At 58.9% G+C, this 16216-nt stretch carries 12 protein-coding genes and 1 pseudogene; 5 read left to right on the forward strand and 8 right to left on the reverse strand.

Features of this window, described 5'->3' with window-relative positions; translation table 11 throughout:
• Positions 1–2 precede the first annotated feature (2 nt).
• Positions 3–1433 carry an exodeoxyribonuclease I gene (gene sbcB / locus ACYZTL_RS21915; protein WP_461953494.1) on the forward strand — a complete coding sequence of 477 codons (1431 nt, stop codon included), beginning with the start codon at positions 3–5 and terminating at the stop codon, positions 1431–1433.
• A gap of 90 nt (positions 1434–1523) precedes the next feature.
• On the opposite strand, the gene mvaT is transcribed toward sbcB, so the two are convergent.
• Entirely contained in the window at positions 1524–1901 is a 378-nt protein-coding gene (mvaT, locus tag ACYZTL_RS21920; protein ID WP_007933316.1) for a histone-like nucleoid-structuring protein MvaT, read from the reverse strand.
• 340 nt (positions 1902–2241) lie between these two features.
• On the opposite strand from mvaT, the gene purU reads away from it, so the two are divergent.
• Both purU and ACYZTL_RS21930 read left to right on the forward strand, forming a co-directional pair.
• Positions 2242–3090, forward strand: coding sequence for a formyltetrahydrofolate deformylase (purU, locus tag ACYZTL_RS21925; protein WP_017340494.1), 849 nt, complete (start codon positions 2242–2244; stop codon positions 3088–3090).
• A gap of 86 nt (positions 3091–3176) precedes the next feature.
• Complete coding sequence (locus ACYZTL_RS21930; protein ID WP_461953495.1) at positions 3177–3368, forward strand: hypothetical protein; 192 nt, start codon at positions 3177–3179, stop codon at positions 3366–3368.
• A gap of 688 nt (positions 3369–4056) precedes the next feature.
• Here ACYZTL_RS21930 and ACYZTL_RS21935 read toward each other — a convergent pair.
• The 6 genes and pseudogenes from ACYZTL_RS21935 to ACYZTL_RS21960 all read right to left on the reverse strand — a co-directional run.
• A protein-coding gene (locus ACYZTL_RS21935) for an IS3 family transposase (RefSeq protein WP_461950368.1) occupies positions 4057–5609 on the reverse strand; the annotation gives its coding sequence in 2 pieces (ribosomal slippage) (positions 4057–5147 and positions 5147–5609; 1554 coding nt in all).
• A gap of 293 nt (positions 5610–5902) precedes the next feature.
• On the reverse strand, positions 5903–6898 hold the full coding sequence (locus tag ACYZTL_RS21940; protein WP_461953496.1) for a lysylphosphatidylglycerol synthase transmembrane domain-containing protein: 996 nt from the start codon (positions 6896–6898) through the stop codon (positions 5903–5905).
• Positions 6895–7671 (reverse strand): DUF2334 domain-containing protein, encoded by a 777-nt coding sequence (locus ACYZTL_RS21945; protein ID WP_461953497.1) that lies wholly within the window; start codon positions 7669–7671, stop codon positions 6895–6897. The genes ACYZTL_RS21940 and ACYZTL_RS21945 overlap by 4 nt, the downstream gene beginning before the upstream one ends.
• Positions 7664–8785 carry a glycosyltransferase family 4 protein gene (locus tag ACYZTL_RS21950; RefSeq protein ID WP_461953498.1) on the reverse strand — a complete coding sequence of 374 codons (1122 nt, stop codon included), beginning with the start codon at positions 8783–8785 and terminating at the stop codon, positions 7664–7666. The genes ACYZTL_RS21945 and ACYZTL_RS21950 overlap by 8 nt, the downstream gene beginning before the upstream one ends.
• Positions 8786–9018: 233 nt before the next feature.
• Positions 9019–9783, reverse strand: a complete 765-nt coding sequence (locus tag ACYZTL_RS21955) for a methyl-accepting chemotaxis protein (RefSeq protein ID WP_461954354.1) — start codon at positions 9781–9783, stop codon at positions 9019–9021.
• A gap of 93 nt (positions 9784–9876) precedes the next feature.
• Positions 9877–10908 (reverse strand): annotated as a pseudogene (locus ACYZTL_RS21960) (HAMP domain-containing protein); the annotation flags it as partial.
• Positions 10909–11083: 175 nt separating this feature from the next.
• On the opposite strand from ACYZTL_RS21960, the gene ACYZTL_RS21965 reads away from it, so the two are divergent.
• The gene (locus ACYZTL_RS21965; RefSeq protein WP_461953499.1) at positions 11084–12571 is read left to right on the forward strand and encodes a helicase HerA-like domain-containing protein; all 1488 of its coding nucleotides are present in this window, start codon (positions 11084–11086) and stop codon (positions 12569–12571) included.
• Between the two features lie 90 nt (positions 12572–12661).
• Here the strand turns inward: ACYZTL_RS21965 and ACYZTL_RS21970 are convergent, their stop codons facing one another.
• A complete protein-coding gene (locus ACYZTL_RS21970; RefSeq protein ID WP_461953500.1) occupies positions 12662–13117 on the reverse strand; it encodes a DUF721 domain-containing protein in 456 nt (151 codons plus the stop codon).
• A gap of 307 nt (positions 13118–13424) precedes the next feature.
• Between ACYZTL_RS21970 and secA the strand changes: the two genes are divergently transcribed.
• Entirely contained in the window at positions 13425–16160 is a 2736-nt protein-coding gene (gene secA / locus ACYZTL_RS21975) for a preprotein translocase subunit SecA (RefSeq protein WP_461953501.1), read from the forward strand.
• Positions 16161–16216: the final 56 nt, after the last annotated feature.

The raw sequence follows: 16216 nt of genomic DNA on the forward strand, positions 1-16216 counted from the left end.
CCGTGACCTCGATCTTCTGGTACGACTATGAAACCACCGGCATCAACCCCCGTTGCGACCGTCCGCTGCAAGTGGCGGGGCTTCGCACGGATTTCGATCTCAATGAAATAGACGAGCCGGTCAACCTTTACTGCCAGCCCAGTGAGGACATCCTGCCGCATCCGGCGGCCTGCACGATCACGGGCATCACGCCCGGCCAATTGACCGAGCACGGTCTGAGCGAAGCTGACTTCATGACCCGGGTGCATGCCCAACTGGCGGCGCCCGGCACCTGTGGCGCGGGTTACAACACCTTGCGTTTCGACGACGAGATGACTCGTTACAGTCTGTACCGCAACTTTTTCGACCCCTACGCGCGCGAGTGGCAGGGCGGTAACAGCCGCTGGGACCTGATCGATGTGGTGCGCGCGGCGTATGCCTTGCGTCCGGATGGCATCGTCTGGCCGAAGGATGACGAGGGCCGGGTCACGCTCAAACTCGAACGCCTGACCGCAGCCAATGGCATTGACCACGGCAATGCCCACGAAGCGCTGTCGGACGTTCGCGCGACTATCGCGCTGGCCCGTTTGATTCGGGAAAAACAGCCGAAGCTGTACGACTGGCTGTTTCAGTTGCGCGGTAAACAAAAGGTGATGGATCAGATTCGGCTGTTGCAGCCGATGGTGCACATTTCCGGGCGCTTTTCGGCGGCGCGCAGTTATGTCGGCGTGGTGCTGCCGCTGGCCTGGCACCCGCGCAACAAGAATGCGTTGATTGTGTGTGATCTGCACCTGGACCCGCAGGGCTTGCTTGATCTGGACGCCGACACCTTGCGCCAGCGCTTGTATACCCGTCGCGACGACCTGGCCGAGGGCGAGTTGCCGGTGCCACTCAAGCTTATCCATATCAACAAATGCCCGGTGGTGGCGCCGCTGTCGGTACTTCGTCCCGATGATCAGCAACGCCTGGGTCTGGATATGGCGCTTTATCAGGAGCGTGCGCTGCGGTTAAGTGACGCACAACAAGTTTGGCGAGATAAAGTTCAGGCCATTTATGCCAGCGAAGATTTCACCCAGAGCCAGGACCCCGAGCAACAGTTATACGATGGTTTTATTGGTGATCGGGATCGGCGCCTTTGTGAGCAAGTCCGAGCGGCTGACCCGGCGCAATTAGCAAAGGAACACTGGCCTTTCGATGATGAACGTTTGCCCGAATTATTGTTTCGATATCGAGCACGTAACTTTCCCGATACGTTGAATTTCGAGGAGCAAGATCGTTGGCGAATATTCTGTCAGCAACGTTTGTCAGATCCCGAGTGGGGAGCACCCAATACGCTGGAAACTTTTGTAGAGGCCGCGGCCCACTTGAACATTACTGCGACGCCGTTCCAGCAAAACGTGCTCAACGAGTGGAGCAATTATGTCCAGGCATTGCGCATACGTTTGAATCTTTGAAAATGAAAGTGCCCGGCTCTGAATACCGGGCATAAAAAAACGCCAGCGTTTGCTGGCGTTCTTTTTTGTCGCGACGAAAAGCGTTGCGGCTTAGCCCAGCAGGGTAGCCCAGCCTTCAACCACGTCACCGCCCCACTTGGCTTTCCACTCTTTCAGAGTTTTGTGGTTGCCACCTTTGGTTTCGATGACTTCGCCGTTGTGCGGGTTTTTGTATTGTTTAACTTTGCGAGCGCGCTTGGTGCCAGTAGTTTTTACTGCGCCGCCGCGTGGAGCTTTGGTTTTGGATTCTGGATCCAACAGCGCGATGATGTCACGCAGGGACTTGGAGTATTCGCCCATCAGGGTGCGCAGTTTGCCTTCGAATTCCAGCTCGGTTTGCAGTTTGTCGTCTTGGGACAGGTTCTTCAAACGGGCTTGCAGCTCTTTGATAGCTTCTTCGGTGGCACGATATTCGTTGATCAAGGACATGGGGACTACCTTATGTTAGGGCGCTGGATGGCAGGGGACAGTGCGGCAATAATAGTCAGGGTGTTTCATCAAGTAAACATTTAACCGGGGTTTATTTAAATTAGTTGTGGTGAATAGGGCACAAACTGGATGTGCAGTTAAGTAGTGTGGCGCGGGTATCACAGATATTCACAATTGAGCAGTTGAAGATTGGCAACAAGAGCACCATTGCGCGGGTGAGCGGGCGCTTTCAACGCTTGTGCCAGCCGCCCTGGCACAACGCAAGGTGTCATCTATACTGCAGTTTTTCCGCGCAATCGCTAGAATGGCGGCCTTTGCGAAGTTCTGGAGTTTCCCCCTCATGCGCACTTTTCGGCTGGTGATTGCTTGCCCGGACCGCGTCGGCATCGTTGCTAAAGTCAGTAACTTTCTGGCGTCACATAACGGTTGGATCACTGAAGCGAGCCACCACTCGGACAATCTCAGTGGCTGGTTCTTCATGCGTCACGAAATTCGTGCCGATTCGCTGCCTTTCGGTATCGAAGCCTTCCGCGAAGCGTTCGCGCCGATTGCCGAAGAGTTCTCGATGAACTGGCGCATCACCGATACCGCGCAGAAAAAGCGCGTGGTATTGATGGCCAGCCGCGAGTCTCATTGCCTGGCTGACTTGCTGCACCGCTGGCACAGCGATGAACTGGACTGCGAAATTTCCTGCGTGATTTCCAACCATGACGATTTGCGCAGCATGGTCGAATGGCACGGTATTCCTTACTACCACGTGCCGGTCAATCCACAGGATAAAGAACCGGCGTTCGCCGAAGTCTCGCGCCTGGTCAAACAGCACGAAGCCGAAGTGGTGGTACTTGCCCGTTACATGCAAATCCTGCCGCCCGAGTTGTGCAGTGAATATGCCCACAAAGTCATCAACATTCACCACAGCTTCCTGCCGTCGTTCGTCGGCGCCAAACCCTATCACCAGGCTTCCCTGCGTGGGGTGAAGCTGATCGGTGCGACGTGCCACTATGTGACTGAAGAGCTGGACGCCGGCCCGATCATCGAGCAAGACGTTGTGCGTGTCAGCCACAGCGACAGCATCGAAGACATGGTGCGTTTCGGTCGTGACGTCGAGAAGATGGTGCTGGCCCGTGGTCTGCGTTATCACCTGGAAGACCGGGTGCTGGTGCATGGCAACAAAACCGTGGTGTTCTGATACCCGCACGACATGGTTGAAATTCGAAGGGCCTGGGCGTTCAATCGCTTCAGGCCCTTCGCCGTTTCTGCACTGAGGATTTGACCATGGCCGATCCGCTCGACAAAGCTGTTTCCAAGGCTCCCGCGACGTTGGGGGAGGGGTGTTTGAGCCGTTATGATCCGGATGACTTGAGTCCTGAAGATGGCACGGAGTTTCCGGGGGCGGTGGAGTTGTGGGAGCAGTTGAATCCGGATTCTGAGCCTGAAGGAGCTGGATTGCCGGTGAAGCGACCTTGAGGTTTGGCGTGCGGGCGCTTTGATTGTGTACATATCCGTTTCTTCGGTAACGGCGGCTTTTGGTTTCGCCCTTACGGCGAGTCACTTTCGAAAAGCGCGAAAGTAACCAAAGCGCTTTTGCCCCTTTCGTTCGGTGCCTCGCTCCGGTCCTGCTCCGTGGGCCCGCCGCGATCGGCCATCCCTGGCCGTGCGCGGCTAACCCGGCATCCATGCCGGGTTGCCCACTGCGCAGAACCTGCGCTCGGCCTCTCGAGGGGGCGCTCACCGCAACAGCAAAAGCGAGGCGGCCTGATAGCCGACCTTACGTTTAGTCCGGCCAGGTCATCGGCGGTGGACGGTGAACACCAATGCCATGCCCAACAGATATCCAATGTGGGAGCGGCGGTGCGACGATTCGACTTGCTCGCGAAGACGGACTGACATTCAGCATGTATGTCGACTGACACGGCCTCTTCGCGAGCAAGTCGAATCGTCGCACCGCCGCTCCCACAGGTACTCATTGCCAATTCAGATTATGTGAACGATCAAATCAGCGAAGCGCGCCCGCTTGATGCCCAGGTCGGCCCGCAGGCCGCCTCGATTTGCTTTTGCGGTACACGCCCCCTCGAGAGGCTGAGCGCAGGTTCTGCGCAGTGGGCAACCCGGCATGGCGGCGTTTTTCAAGGTAGTTGTCGCGTCAACCGTCTAACTATGCCGCTCTTTTCTCGACCTGTTGCTCTCGATCCGGGTTCAACAGCACGGTGCCGATCGGCTCCCAGTTACGTGTGCAACCCGACCACCGTTCCGGCTTTTTCTCTTTGGCTCGTTCGTACAGCTCATGTCGCCGGGCCAAGACCTGATGGTCCAGTCCTCGATGCCGCTCAGCCGGTGTGACGAACCGGATACGGCTATGCCGGTGTTCGTTGTTGTACCAGCGCATGAAATCCCTCACCCAAGCTCGTGCGGCGTCCAGACTGGCAAAGCCATGCTGCGGCCATTGCGGGCAGTACTTCAGTGTTCTAAACAGCGACTCCGAGTAGGGATTGTCGTTGCTCACCCGCGGTCGGCCCCGCGAGGGCGTGATGCCCAGTTCGTACATCTTGCTCAACAGCGTCACCGATTTCATCGGCGCTCCGTTGTCCGAGTGCAGCACCAGCGGTTCGTGTAAACACTGCTCGCCGATCACGCTGCGTTGCAGCAGCGCGGCGGCTTTCTCGCCGCTTTCCGCGTCGTAGACCTCCCAGCCCACGGCCTTGCGGCTGTAAATATCCTCGATCAGATAGAGGTAGTAATACTTGCCGCGTATCGGCGACGGCAGATACGTGATGTCCCATGACCACACCTGATTGGGCGCTTCAGCCGCATGCGTCGTTGGGGCCGCGTGCCGCCTGGGGCGCTGGCTACGACCTCGATGCTGCTGTTGACCCGCCGCACGCAAGACGCGATAAAACGTTGCCTCCGACGCCAGATAGCGCCCTTGATCGGCCAGGCGCGGCACGATCTGGCTCGGCGGCAGATGGGCGTACTCCAGGCTGTTGCACAGCGTCACAATGGTCTGTCGCTCAGCCTCGTTTAGTGCATTTCGCGGCGTTGGCCGTGTGACAGTCGTTCGGGCATCGGCCTGGATAACGTCTGTTTCAGTCCACCGTTGCAAAGTCCGCAGCGATAGACCGATTTCCAGGCAGGCCCTGATTTTTCTGGCTCCCGCCGCGACCGCGTTGCTCAGCCAGTCCACGAGTAACTGCCGTTCTGGCAAAGACGTCAGTTGTCCTCGTTGTCGGTCCCCCAGTAGTCGTTGAGCTTTTTTCGCAGCACCAACAACGCCGCTGTTTCAGCGAGCGCCTTGTCTTTGCGGCGCAGTTCGCGCTCAAGTTCCTGGATGCGTTTCTTATCTTTGCGAGACTGCTCCCGATCTTCTTTTTGCTGGGCCTTTTCCGATTTCTGGCCGGTGATGAAGGCTTGTCGCCAGGCAGTGATTTGCTCGGGGTAAAGGCCTTTGCGGCGGCAATACTCGCCCAGGTCGATCTCGGACAAACCGGCCGCTTCAAGGACGACAGCAAACTTGGTTTCGGCTGACCAGTTCTGAGCCGATTGCTTGTTTTCGGACACTGCACTTCCTTCAGAACTGAGCTGCTTGCGCCAGTTGGACAAAGACATTTCGCTGACCCCTTCGCGCCGGGAAACCTCGGCCATCGACAGGTTCAGTGGGGGAAGCAGCATCTTGAGTAATGCGGCTCTGCGTTCAGGTGAATAGTACGGCACGACCAGTCTCTTTCCGCCCCCGATATGCTTTTTTAGGAAAAACCGGAGAGGCGACAACTATCCTGACACCGGGGGATGGATGCCGGGTTAGCCGCGCACGGCCATGGATGGCCGATCGCGGCGGGCCCACGGAGCAGGACCGGAGCGAGGGCATGCCGAGCCCTAGCGAGGCACCGAACGAAAGGGGCAAGAGCCCTTTGGTTACTTTGGGGCTTTTCCAAAGTGACCCGCTGTAAAAGCGGAACCATAAGCCGCTGTTACCGCAGAAACGGATATGCACCCGATCAAAAAAACTAAACCTGCCTAAACCTCATCAACTTCTTCAACAGCGGCCGCCCAAGCATCAACAAAAACACCGGCCCCCCCACCACCAGATAAAAGTAATAAGTCACCGCCCGCCAAATCAGAATCGCCGCCGCCGCCGTGGATTTCCCCACCATGGGCGCCAGCAACGCGGCCGAGGTCAATTCCGCCGCACCGGCGCCGCCCGGCAACAGGCTGAATTGCCCCGCGCTCAGCGAAAGCATCTGAATCAGAAAACTCCAGGCCCACTGCAAATCCGCGCCAAGCCCGCGCAACGCCAGATACAGCACACTGTACCGCAGCACCCAATGCACACAGGTCAGGGCAAATACTTTGATCAGTGTCTGAAAGGGCAACTTCAGCGTGTCAGTGAATGCCGCCAGAAAATGCAGGAGTTTTCGAGCCCAACGCATTCGCGTGCTGCCTTTGACATTAAGACGAACGAGCAGGCGCCCACTTAGGCGAATCAGCAGTCGGTGGTAGCACGCGATCACCACGCAACTGAGCAACCCACCGAACATCGACACGGCGCTGACAATCAGCAACCATTCCATACGTTCGCTCAGGTGCTGGAACAGCGCATAAATCAGAATCCCGCTTAACGCGCAGAGAAAGAACAGCAGATCGCTCAGTTGATCCATGGCGAAAACCGCGCTACCCCGTGCCGGGCGCACGCCGTTGCGTGCCAGCAGTGCCATGATCGTCAGCGGTCCGCCGCTGCCACCCGGTGTGGCGCAGTAGGCGAACTCGGCCGCCATCACCACGCCAAGGCTTTTGACCGGGCTGACCTTATCGCGCTGATCACCCAGCAACAGACGCAAGCGCATCGTGTTCAGCACCCAGCACAGCAGGATCATGCCGAACATGATCAACAGCCAGGTCAATGGAAAACCCTGCAGTCGCGACCAGGTCTGGTTACCGCCGAGCAACAGAGGAATCAGCACCGCAGCGAGCAGTGCGACAAACAGCAGAATCCCGCGGCTCATGCGGCGCGACCGGCACGGTCGTTGTGCAGCGCCAGCCACCGCGCCTTGGTCATTGGCACGCGGCCCTCGTCGAGCAGGCGCTTGAGGGTTTGCAGCCAATAATTGCGTGAGAATGGGTGGCGCATGTCCACTGGGTGCAACCCCAGACGAATCACCGGAGCCTGATGCCAGCGGTGTTCGCGCTGATCGCTGACCAGCTTCGACAAACCCCGACGCCAGGCACTGCGCGCACTCCAGACCAATCCCGGCGCGTCGACCGGGGTGAAATCCGGCAGACGATACAGGTGCTGCGGATCGCTGGTGTAACTCAGGGGTAACTGGCGCAAGGCCTGGCGCGTCCCTTCGCTCATCAACCACGCAGGGGCGACAAAACCCTCCAGCGGCCAGTGGTAGCGATGGAACACTTCAATGCCGGCCCGCAGTCGGGCCAGAGCGTCTTCCCGGGAAAGGTTGTAAAACTCGCCTTCGTGGGTATAGAGGCGGCGCATGAACCAGTCTCGTGGGGTGTGGGGCGTCGGGCTTTCATCGCAATGAAAATAGCCGTGCAATGCCAGTTCGTCGCCTCGGGCGACACGGCTGGCGAGCAGACGCCGAAATCCCGGATGGGCTTCCAGATCGTTGTGTCTGTGGAAATCCGGCACCACCAGCCAGGTCATCGGCACTTCGCACAGGGCGTCGACGGCTTCGACAAAGGGTTGGTAATCGGCCCAGGTTTGCGGCGCGACGTCGTGCAACACCAGTAACAGGCTGGGCGCGTTCATGGGTTCAGCCATTGGCGATCAGCGGCCATTGGTTGCCGAGGACGGCGTGATAATGGCCCAGCAGGCTGTTGACCACCATGTCCCAGGAATAATGTCGCTCGACATGACTGCGGGCCTGTTGGCCCAAAACGGCACTGCCCGAACCGAACAGCTCCCGTACGGCGTTGGCCATCGCCAGTGAGTTGTTCGGCGCGCAAAGCAGGCCGCATTCTGCGCTGATGATTTCCTGAAAGGACCCGGCTGCCACGGCCACCACCGGAATGCCGCAAGCCATGGCTTCGAGGATCACCAGGCCGAAGGTTTCCTGATCGCCGGCATGCACCAGTGCATCGGCACTGGCCATCAGTCTTGCGACTTGCGCCGCCGGGCAGAACTCATCGACCACGGTCACGTTGTCCGGCACCACCGCCGGCATCGACGAACCCACCAGCAGCAGGTGATAGCGTCGGCCCAGGTGTTTCATGCAGTCGAGCAACACCGGCAGGTTTTTTTCCTTGGAGCCGCGCCCGGCGAAAATCAGCAGATGGGTATTTTCATCGATGCCCAATTCAGCGCGCAGGCCCGGGTCTCGGGCATCGGGATGGAAGGTGTGCAGGTCGACACCCAGCGGTTGTACGAAAACGTTCTTCACACCGAGGCTGATCAATTTGTCGGCCATGATCCGGCTCGGCGCCAGCACTCGGTCGAAATTACCGTAGAGCTTGCTGACATAGGCTTCGACATTGGGGGTGACCCAGTTGCCCATGCGGTTGCTGACCAGCAGCGGCAGGTCGGAGTGATAAAAGCCGATCACCGGCACATCGAGTTGGCGGCGGGCATCGAGCGCCGCCCAAGCCGTGAGGTAAGGATCGCCGACTTCAATCAGATCGGGCTGCAAATCCTGCAGGACATTGCGCCATGGCGCGAGACGGAGAGGGAAACGATAGCCCTTGCCGAAGGGCAGGGCGGGAGCTGGGACGGTGAAAACGCCATCCTGTTCACTCAGGTGTGACCCAGGGATCAGCAGACTGTGGCGAATGCCCGACTTGAATCCCAGGCGACGGTGTTTTGCATCCAGATAAGTGCGAACGCCACCGCTGGCAGGGGCGTAGAACATGGTTATGTCAGCGATATGCACGATGAGCATTCCTCCGGTCCGTTGTTCTCCCTTGGTTGACCTTTATGAAGGATAGATGTTCGGTTGGGGTTTTGTGGGGAAGCCTGGACTTTGGACCGTTGTGTTGCGAGGGAGCTTGCTCCCGCTCGGCTGCGAAGCAGTCGTAATTCAGTCGGTGAGCTAGATCTGACACACCTACAGAATTTTGGGCTCGCTTCGCGACCCAGCGGGAGCAAGCTCCCTCGCCACAGGTCCGGGAAATACTAGATACGGAAACTGCCCACCAATTGTTTAAGACGCGAAGCCTGCTGTTCCAGGTCCGAACACGCCCGCAACGTCGATTGCAGGTTTTCCACCCCTTCCTGGTTCAGCGTGTTGATCTCGGTAATGTCGACATTGATCGACTCGACCACCGCCGTCTGTTCCTCGGTCGCCGTGGCCACCGACTGGTTCATCCCGTCGATTTCGCCAATCCGCAAGGTCACGCTGTTCAGACGCTCGCCCGCCAGGTTGGCGATTTCCACGCTGTCCTGACTGTGACGCTGGCTGTCGCTCATGGTGCTGACGGATTCGCGGGCGCCGACTTGCAGCTCCTCGATCATGGTCTGCACCTGCTGCGCCGATTCCTGCGTGCGGTGTGCCAGGTTGCGTACCTCATCGGCCACCACGGCAAAACCACGCCCGGCTTCACCGGCACGGGCCGCTTCGATCGCAGCGTTGAGCGCCAGCAGATTGGTTTGCTGGGAAATGCTGGTGATCACTTCGAGAATCTGTCCGATGTTCACGGTTTTGCTGTTCAGCGATTCGATGTTGGTGCTCGAAGCGCTGAGCATGCTCGACAGCTGGTTCATCGCAACAATGCTGCGATCCACCACTTGCTGGCCGTCTTCGGCCAGGCTGCGGGCATCGCTGGCCTGACTCGACGCCTGGGCGGCGTTGCGCGCAATTTCCTGGGCCGCGGCGCCGAGCTGGTTGATCGCGGCGGCGACGCTGCTGGTGCGCGAGGCTTGCTGATCGGAGTTGTACATCGACGAGTTGGAAGCCGCGACCACACGCAGCGCCACTTCGTTGACCTGCCCGGTGGCCGAAGAGACTTCGCGGATCGAGGTGTGAACGCGCTCCACGAAGCGGTTGAACGCGGTGCCGAGGGTGCCGAATTCGTCGTTGTTCTGGATCGTCAGGCGTTTGGTCAGGTCGCCTTCGCCGTCGGCGATGTCGGCCATCGCGCGGGTCATTACGTGCAGCGGCTGGATCAGGAAGCGGATCAACATGCCCAGCAGGGCGATGATGATCGCGACCGCGATGACGGTCGCAACCACCGCCGAGGCGCGGAATTCGCTGAGCTTCGAGAAGGCTTTGTCTTTATCCACCGACAGACCGATGTACCAGTTGACGGAAGACAGGCCTTTGATCGGGGTGAAAGTGACGATGCGGGTTTTGCCATCGACTTCTATTTCACTGAAATCGCTGCTGATGCGCGGTGTGTTTTTCGGGTACGCCTCGGCCAGGGATTTCATCACCAGCGCTTTGTCCGGGTGCACCAGAATCTTGCCGTCGGCGCTGATCAGGAACGCATAACCCATACCGCCGAAGTCCAGCGCATTCAGGCTGTCAGCGATCACTTGCAGGCTCAGGTCGCCGCCAACCACGCCGATGTTCTGACCGTCCTTGAGGACGCTATTGACGATGGAGATGACCAGTTGGCCGGAGGCCAGATCGATGTAGGGTTCGGTCAGTGCCGGGCCGCTGGTGCTTTGGGCACTCTTGTACCAGGGACGGGCGCGCGGGTCATAGCCATCCGGCATTTTGCTGTCGGGGCGGATGATGAAGGTGCCATCCTTGTTGCCCAGATAGGCGCCCATGAAGGTCGACGTCACCGCCTTCTGGTCCAGCAGCTTGGTGACGTTGCCGATGTCGGCGTTCAGCGCGACGTTTTGTGAGAGGTTTTCGACCAGCAGACTGCGGCCGGTCAGCCAGGTCCGGATATTGTTGGCTGTCACGTTGCCCATTTCTTGCAGGTAGTTGTCCAGGTCCTCGCGAATGGCGTTGCGCTGCAAATAGTCGTTGTACAGCGTGAACGAGGCGAACGCGGCAATGACGATGAGGGCGGCGGCAAGCAGGATTTTGTGGCTGAAGCGCAGATTTTTGTTCATGGCGTGGGGTTCCGCTAAGGTCTTAATGCCCAAGGCGTGCTTTTATAAAGAAACGCACAGTGGGCGGTCTTGAAAACAAAGCGGATATCTCCGTCCTCTCCTTGGGGGGATTACCGACGCTTTTCAGTCTTTTGTATCGGCCGTGCAGGAATAAAGATTAACCATGGGTGACCAAATGCCTGATTCATTGCAACTTGTTATCGGTGCCGATCTCGCGGGGCAGCCGATCGCCCAGGCCATGCGCCTGGCGAACCGTCACGGTCTGGTCGCGGGCGCTACCGGGACCGGCAAGACCGTCACCTTGCAACGAATGGCCGAAGCGTTCAGCGATGCCGGCGTGGCCGTGTTTGCGGCGGATATCAAAGGTGACCTGTGCGGTCTCGGCGCGGCCGGCAACCCTCAAGGCAAAATTGCCGAGCGAATCGCCGGGATGCCCTGGTTGAATCACACGCCTCAGGCATATCCGGTCACCCTGTGGGACATTCACGGTCAGTCCGGTCATCCATTGCGCACCACCTTGAGCGAAATGGGACCGTTATTGATTGGCGCCCTGCTGGAGTTGACTGACAGTCAGCAGTCGGCGTTATACGCCGCGTTCAAGGTCGCGGACCGCGAAGGCTTGCTGCTGCTGGATCTGAAGGATCTTAAGGCGCTGCTCAATCACCTGCGTGACCACCCCGAATTGCTGGGGGACGACGCCGCGCTGATGACTACGGGGTCGAGTCAGGCGCTGTTGCGGCGGTTGGCGATTCTGGAACAACAGGGCGCCGAAGCGTTGTTTGGCGAGCCGGCGCTGCAACTCGAAGACATTCTGCAGCCAACCGCCGACGGTCGCGGGCGCATTCACTTGCTGGATGCCAGCCGTCTGGTGCACGAAGCGCCAAAGGTCTACGCGACGTTCCTTTTGTGGCTGCTGGCCGAACTGTTCGAGCAACTGCCGGAGCGTGGCGATGCCGACAAACCGCTGCTGGCGCTGTTTTTCGATGAAGCGCATTTATTGTTTGCCGATACACCCAAGGCGTTGCAGGAACGTCTGGAGCAAGTGGTGCGGCTGATTCGCTCGAAAGGCGTGGGCGTGTATTTCGTTACCCAGTCGCCGGGCGATTTGCCGGATGACGTGCTGGCGCAGCTCGGCTTGCGCGTTCAGCATGGTTTGCGCGCGTTCACTGCCAAGGAACAGAAATCCCTTCGGGCCGTGGCTGAGGGCTTCCGGCCTAATCCGGCGTTCGATGCCTTGTCGGTGTTGACTGAACTGGGGATTGGCGAAGCGCTGGTCGGCACGTTGCAGGACAAGGGCACGCCGGAGATGGTCCAGCGTGTCCTCGTCGCACCGCCGCAATCGCGGATCGGGCCGCTGAGCGAAACCGAGCGCACGGTGCTGATCGCCGGCTCGCCGTTCAAGGGGCGGTATGACAAACCGGTTGATCGTGAGTCGGCCTATGAGGTGTTGATGGGCCGCAAAGGGTTGGCGCCAGAAGCCGAAACAGCGCCGGGCAAGGCTGCGCCGGAGGAGCCGAGCTTCACCGACAAGGCCGGGGAATTTCTCGGCACGGCCGCAGGGCAGGCACTGAAATCGGCGATGCGACAGGCGGCCAATCAGTTGGGGCGGCAGTTGGTGCGCGGGTTGATGGGCTCGCTACTCGGTGGCAACAAACGTCGCTAAAAGCAAAAGATCGCAGCCTGCGGCAGCTCCTACATTGGAATGTGTACACCTGTAGGAGCTGCCGAAGGCTGCGATCTTTTGATCTTGCTTTTAAACCTTGGGTTTGGCGTGAGCCGCCAACCGCTCCAGCGCTGCTCGCAGATTCGGATCGCTGATCCCCTCAGCCGTAGCCTGAATGGTCGCGCCAGCATCGGTGGACAAACTGATGGTATGCCCCGCCGCCCCTTGCTGAACGGTCGGTGGCTGCACCTTGAACAGAATCCGGGTCAGGCTGGCGAATTCATCAAACATCTGTAACTGCCGTTGCAGACGCTTCTGTTGATAACGCAGACGCGTTGCCCAATGACCATCGGTGACAATCAGCAGCAAACTGCCTTCGCGCCACGACGCCACATGGCAATGCTCGCGGGCGGCCGGCTGCAATTGGCTTTCCAGCAGACGTTGTAAATGACCCAGGCGTTGAGCGTGGCCAAAGATGGCTTTGAGCGGCTTGGCTTCGCGAAGCAGAACGGCGGGTGCTCTGGCCGTGAGAGGGCGAAATGCCATGATCAGACACCTGAAGTAACAGAGCCGCCATGGTAGCAGAAAGCACTGGATGCGCCCGACCCATTGCTTTGCGCGCGCTTTACCCATTAAATCAACAAGTAACTTCTGCCGTAACTGGCTTGAAGTTCATCAAAAAGCCCTTATTTTAAGTGAGCCCCGTTACAACGCAGTGCATGCATCGTGGAACAACGCCACTTTCCTCACCATCGTTTCCGGGTAGAATGCTCGTTCGCATGCGGCCATGAGGGCTGCACGGGCGACTCACGGGGCCGCCCTCCATCCCTTTAGTGTGGAAGATCCTGCCGATATGTTTGCGCCTTTGTTAAAGAAACTTTTTGGAAGCAAGAACGAGCGTGAAGTCAAACGCATGCTCAAGACGGTGCAACTCGTCAATGCCTTCGAAGAGCAAATGGTGGCCCTTTCGGACGATCAATTGCGTGCCAAGACAGATGAGTTCAAGGCCCGCATCGCCAAAGGGGAAACCCTCGACAAGCTGCTGCCAGAAGCCTTTGCGGTCGCCCGCGAAGCCGGCAAGCGCGTCATGGGTATGCGCCACTTCGATGTCCAGCTGATCGGCGGCATGACCTTGCATGAAGGCATGATCGCGGAAATGCGTACCGGTGAAGGCAAGACCCTGGTGGCCACACTGGGCGTTTACCTCAACGCGCTGTCCGGCAAAGGCGTGCACGTTGTTACCGTGAACGACTACCTGGCCCGCCGTGACGCCAACTGGATGCGTCCGCTCTACGAATTCCTCGGCATGTCGGTCGGTGTGGTCACGCCATTCCAGCCGCCGGAAGAGAAACGTCAGGCCTACGCCGCCGACATTACCTACGGCACCAACAACGAATTCGGTTTCGACTACCTGCGCGACAACATGGCGTTCAGCATGGAAGAAAAATTCCAGCGCGAACTCAACTTTGCCGTGATCGACGAAGTCGACTCCATCCTCATCGACGAAGCCCGTACTCCGCTGATCATTTCCGGTCAGGCCGAGGACAGCTCGAAGCTGTACATCGAGATCAACAAACTGATCCCGCAGCTGCAATTGCACGTCGAAGAAGTCGAAGGCGAAGTCACCAAGGCCGGCCATTACACCGTCGACGAGAAGACCCGTCAGGTCGAACTCAACGAAGCCGGTCACCAGTTCATCGAAGACATGCTGACCCGCGTTGGCCTGCTGGCTGAAGGCGAGAGCCTGTATTCGGCGCACAACCTGGGCCTGCTGACCCACGTTTATGCCGGCCTGCGCGCCCACAAGCTGTTCAATCGCAACGTTGAATACATCGTGCAGGACGGTCAGGTCGTCCTAGTCGACGAACACACCGGTCGTACCATGCCGGGTCGCCGTTTGTCCGAAGGCCTGCACCAGGCCATCGAAGCCAAGGAAAACCTGAACATCCAGGCCGAAAGCCAGACACTGGCCTCGACCACGTTCCAGAACTACTTCCGTCTGTACAACAAGCTGTCCGGCATGACCGGTACCGCGGACACCGAAGCGTTCGAATTCCACCAGATCTACGGCCTGCAGGTCATGGTCATCCCGCCTAACAAGCCGTTGGCGCGTAAAGACTACAACGACCTGGTGTTCCTGACCGCCGAAGAGAAATACGCGGCGATCATCAACGACATCAAGGAGTGCATGACTCACGGCCGTCCGGTGCTGGTGGGTACTGCAACCATCGAAACTTCCGAACACATGTCTGCGCTGCTGCAGAAGGAAGGCATCGAGCACAAGGTTCTGAACGCCAAGTTCCACGAAAAAGAAGCCGAGATCATTGCCCAGGCCGGTCGCCCGGGTGCACTGACCATCGCCACCAACATGGCCGGTCGTGGTACCGACATCCTGTTGGGCGGCAACTGGGAAGTGGAAGTCGCGTCCCTGGAAGATCCAACGCCGGAGCAGATTGCCCAGATCAAGGCCGACTGGCAGAAACGCCACCAGCAAGTGCTCGAGTCGGGTGGCTTGCAGGTGATCGCGTCCGAACGTCACGAATCGCGCCGTATCGACAACCAGCTGCGTGGTCGTGCCGGTCGTCAGGGTGACGCCGGTTCCAGCCGTTTCTACCTGTCGCTGGAAGACAGCCTGATGCGCATCTTCGCCTCTGACCGGGTGAAGAACTTCATGAAAGCCCTGGGCATGCAGTCCGGTGAAGCGATCGAGCACCGCATGGTGACCAACGCCATCGAGAAGGCCCAGCGCAAGGTTGAAGGTCGCAACTTCGATATCCGCAAGCAACTGCTCGAGTTCGACGACGTCAACAACGAACAGCGTAAAGTGATCTATCACATGCGTAACACGTTGCTGGCCGCCGACAACATCGGTGAAACCATCGCCGACTTCCGTCAGGACGTACTCAACGCGACCGTCAGCGCACACATTCCACCGCAATCGCTGCCTGAGCAGTGGGACGTGGCCGGTCTGGAAGCGGCGTTGCAGAGCGACTTCGGTGTGGCACTGCCGATCCAGCAATGGCTCGACGAAGACGATCACCTGTACGAAGAAACCCTGCGCGAGAAACTGATGCAGGAGCTGATTGCAGCGTACAACGAGAAAGAAGACCAGGCCGGCGCCGATGCGCTGCGCACCTTCGAGAAGCAAATCGTTCTGCGCGTGCTGGACGACCTGTGGAAAGATCACCTGTCGACCATGGACCACTTGCGTCACGGCATCCACTTGCGTGGCTACGCCCAGAAGAACCCGAAGCAAGAGTACAAGCGCGAGTCGTTCACGCTGTTCTCCGAGCTGCTGGATTCGATCAAGCGCGACTCGATTCGTGTGCTGTCGCACGTCCAGGTTCGCCGCGAAGACCCGATCGAAGAAGAACAACGCCTGCGCCAGGAAGCCGAAGCACTGGCGGCGCGCATGCAGTTCCAGCACGACGAAGCGCCTGGTCTCGAGCAACCGGAACTGCTCGGTGAAGAGGTTGATGTAGCCCTCGCCGTCGCCCCGGTACGCAACGAACAGAAGCTGGGCCGTAACGAACTGTGCTACTGCGGTTCGGGCAAGAAATTCAAGCATTGCCACGGGCAGATCCAGTAAAACCCGTTTCATACGCTGAAATACCCGCGCCGCGACCGGCATCAGCCGTCGCGGCG

It is taken from the genome of Pseudomonas sp. LB3P81 (assembly GCF_054897965.1).